This is a genomic window from Pseudoalteromonas sp. S558 (assembly GCF_005886635.1).
GTDB classification, from domain to species: Bacteria; Pseudomonadota; Gammaproteobacteria; order Enterobacterales; family Alteromonadaceae; genus Pseudoalteromonas; species Pseudoalteromonas aliena.
In genome coordinates this window covers 1-2456 of record NZ_PNDU01000519.1, presented here as the reverse complement: position 1 = coordinate 2456, position 2456 = coordinate 1, and the positions used below count along the sequence as shown (strand labels likewise).

Annotated in this window: 2 protein-coding genes and 1 pseudogene; 2 read left to right on the top strand and 1 reads right to left on the bottom strand. The window is 37.0% G+C overall.

The features are described from left to right. Positions 1 to 167: 167 nt before the first annotated feature. Positions 168 to 1070 (bottom strand): LysR family transcriptional regulator, encoded by a 903-nt coding sequence (locus CWB66_RS21215; RefSeq protein WP_138586983.1) that lies wholly within the window; start codon positions 1068 to 1070, stop codon positions 168 to 170. A 102-nt stretch (positions 1071 to 1172) separates the two neighbouring features. Here CWB66_RS21215 and CWB66_RS21210 point away from each other — a divergent pair, with 102 nt between their 5' ends. Together CWB66_RS21210 and CWB66_RS21205 are read left to right on the top strand one after the other, a co-directional pair. After that, positions 1173 to 1925, top strand: a complete 753-nt coding sequence (locus CWB66_RS21210; RefSeq protein ID WP_138586982.1) for a CPBP family intramembrane glutamic endopeptidase — start codon at positions 1173 to 1175, stop codon at positions 1923 to 1925. 221 nt (positions 1926 to 2146) lie between these two features. Continuing rightward, positions 2147 to 2296 (top strand): annotated as a pseudogene (locus CWB66_RS21205) (transcriptional regulator); the annotation flags it as partial. Positions 2297 to 2456: the final 160 nt, after the last annotated feature.

Sequence of the window (2456 nt, the reverse complement as noted above, 5' to 3'; positions counted from 1 at the left end):
ATACAAAGATTCTAAAACTGTGGCCAAATTTTATTGACCACTACACTTTTACTGATGATGAGTTAAACATAGGATTATTAGAGTTATGTAATGCTCATTGAAAAGTTAAAAACTTGATTTCATTGTTTTGTTTAATCAACTGGTAAATTGTTCAACCTGTTTTTAGGTTACCAATAATCGCGTTTATCACAAAAGAAGTCTAAAAATGCGCGCACTTTGCTCTGAATCGGATTTGATGGGTGATAATAGGCGTACACTTGAGCGTCTTCCCACCAATGATCTTTAAGTATTGGGACTAGGCGACCTTCATTGAGTGATTTTTGAATTCGGCTTGAGTCTACAGGGGCATTAATTAACCCTAAACCAGCTTCCGCCAGTTCGACAATACCGCTTACTGTTTTAACTTGGCAGTGCGGTGTTGCATAAATAGGCTCACCATTTTCACTTTGCAACACTAAAACATTACTGGGTTGATTATACAAATAACCTACTACGCTATGATGTTCCAATGCCTTAATATCTGTAGGATCCCCGTGGCGTAGGATGTATTCAGGGGATGCAAAAACACCATATTTAGAGCGCCACAAAGGTTTACGTTTTAACCCTGGATATCGCTCTCCCAGATAGGAGCTAACAGCCCAAAAAACATCAAACTCGCTTTCATTAATATTAATAAGGGATTCTTTAACGTCCATTGTTATATTGAGTTCGGGATAAAGTGCTGTAAATTCTGCCATCCAAGGAACGAGGGTTTCTTTAATTATATCGTTCGCTTGGCAAATAACCCGTAGCTCTCCATTAATCACGCTATCACTATTGTGGCTCCACAATATCAACTCTTGATGTTGTTGAAGAAGCTGGGCTGCTTTGTGTTTAAAAGCACTACCAAATTCAGTAAGAATTAGTTTTCGTCTAGATCGAACAAATAAAGCTTGGTTCAGTTGAGTTTCTAAACGAGCAATTTGTTTGCTAATAGCCATAACTGTTTTGGCTTCGGCCTCTGCAACCCTAGACATGTTGCCTATTTCAGCAACCTTACAAAAGGTCGTTAAATCTCTTGGATGAAACATAGTAAACTTTTTGTTTAATTATTATCTATTTTTAATATATTTATTTAATTAAGTCTAGCAATTAATCTTGCCTCACCAACCAAAATAAGTTCGACAGGAAAGATGATGACATTACATATAGGTGAATGGATTGTATTATTAATAATTATGGCAATGCCAATATACAGTTTCTGGGAATCTGACAAAACAAAGCGAGCGGTCATTGCTGGACATAAAACTAAATTGCGCATGTATCAAGAAACGATGGTTTATTTATGGTTCCCAACAGTTACGCTGCTTGCTTTAGTATTAATGCAAGTAGTCAGAATCAGTGATATTGGCCTTTATTGGCGCTCTAGTATGGCCAATTGGATTGGCGCTTGTTTGGTAATATGTTTATTCGTTTACTTGGTGTTGGGAGTCTATAAAACTAAAAGTAACTCTCCAAATAACGAAGAACTACGTAACGCAATGAAGACTCATAGCTGGATGATGCCCGCATCTCGTCGCGAATTAACTTGGTTTACATTCGGCGTGTCCATGTCCGCAGGGATCTGCGAAGAGTTCTTGTTTCGTGGTTTTTTACTTTCTGTTTTTAGTGATTATATTGGTTTATTTGCCAGCTTAATATTAAGTAGCTTTTTATTTGGGCTTTGTCATATTTACCAAGGTTGGTTAAATGCTATTCGAACCGGTATTTATGGATTAGTTTTCGGTGGTATTTATATTATTACAGACTCTCTGCTAATCGTTATTATTCTTCACGCCATGATTGATATTTATGGCGGAATTATTGGCTACTTAGTAAATCAAAGCTCTATTGATAACGCTAAGTTACATATTACGAAAAGCGATACAAAAGCCACTGCGCCATAATGTTTCGCCCTTAAAGCTTATTTCAGAGTAAAGTATTTTAAGTTAAATTAAAAAGCACCTCTTGTTCTTTAGCCAAAATTTTTGATTAAATTTGTACGCTATCTTCGTATATTTTAATGCATGAAAAGTTTATCTACTCACTATTTACAGTAAAAATGAAGTAACCGATTTAACAGCGGACCAGAAAAAGCAATTAAAAGAATTCTTAGAGGTGTGGCGTAATGAGCGAACGCGATTTGTTTTCAGAATTAACTACAGCACTTGTGGACGCTAAAGCGCATTCACAAGGAAAGCTTACGTTACGTTCTCATGCAGTAAAGGATATCAACGACCTTGCTATCTCACCTGATGAAATAGTAAATATTCGAGAAACATTTAGGGCGTGTTGATCTTTGTGGATTGAAATTTGTTCAATCTAGGGGCGATTAAATCGCGGCGCGAGGTTTGTAACCTAGTGGGCTAAGTAAAAACCGAGCAACAAAGAGTTAATCGTCCCTAGAAAGAACCCAAAGGGCAGCGCATGTTTGGGAT

Coding starts and splice junctions, on each gene's coding strand:
- CWB66_RS21210 (WP_138586982.1), top strand. CDS start 1,173: ATGATGACATTACATATAGGTGAATGGATTGTATTATTAATAATTATG.
- CWB66_RS21215 (WP_138586983.1), bottom strand. CDS start 1,070: ATGTTTCATCCAAGAGATTTAACGACCTTTTGTAAGGTTGCTGAAATA.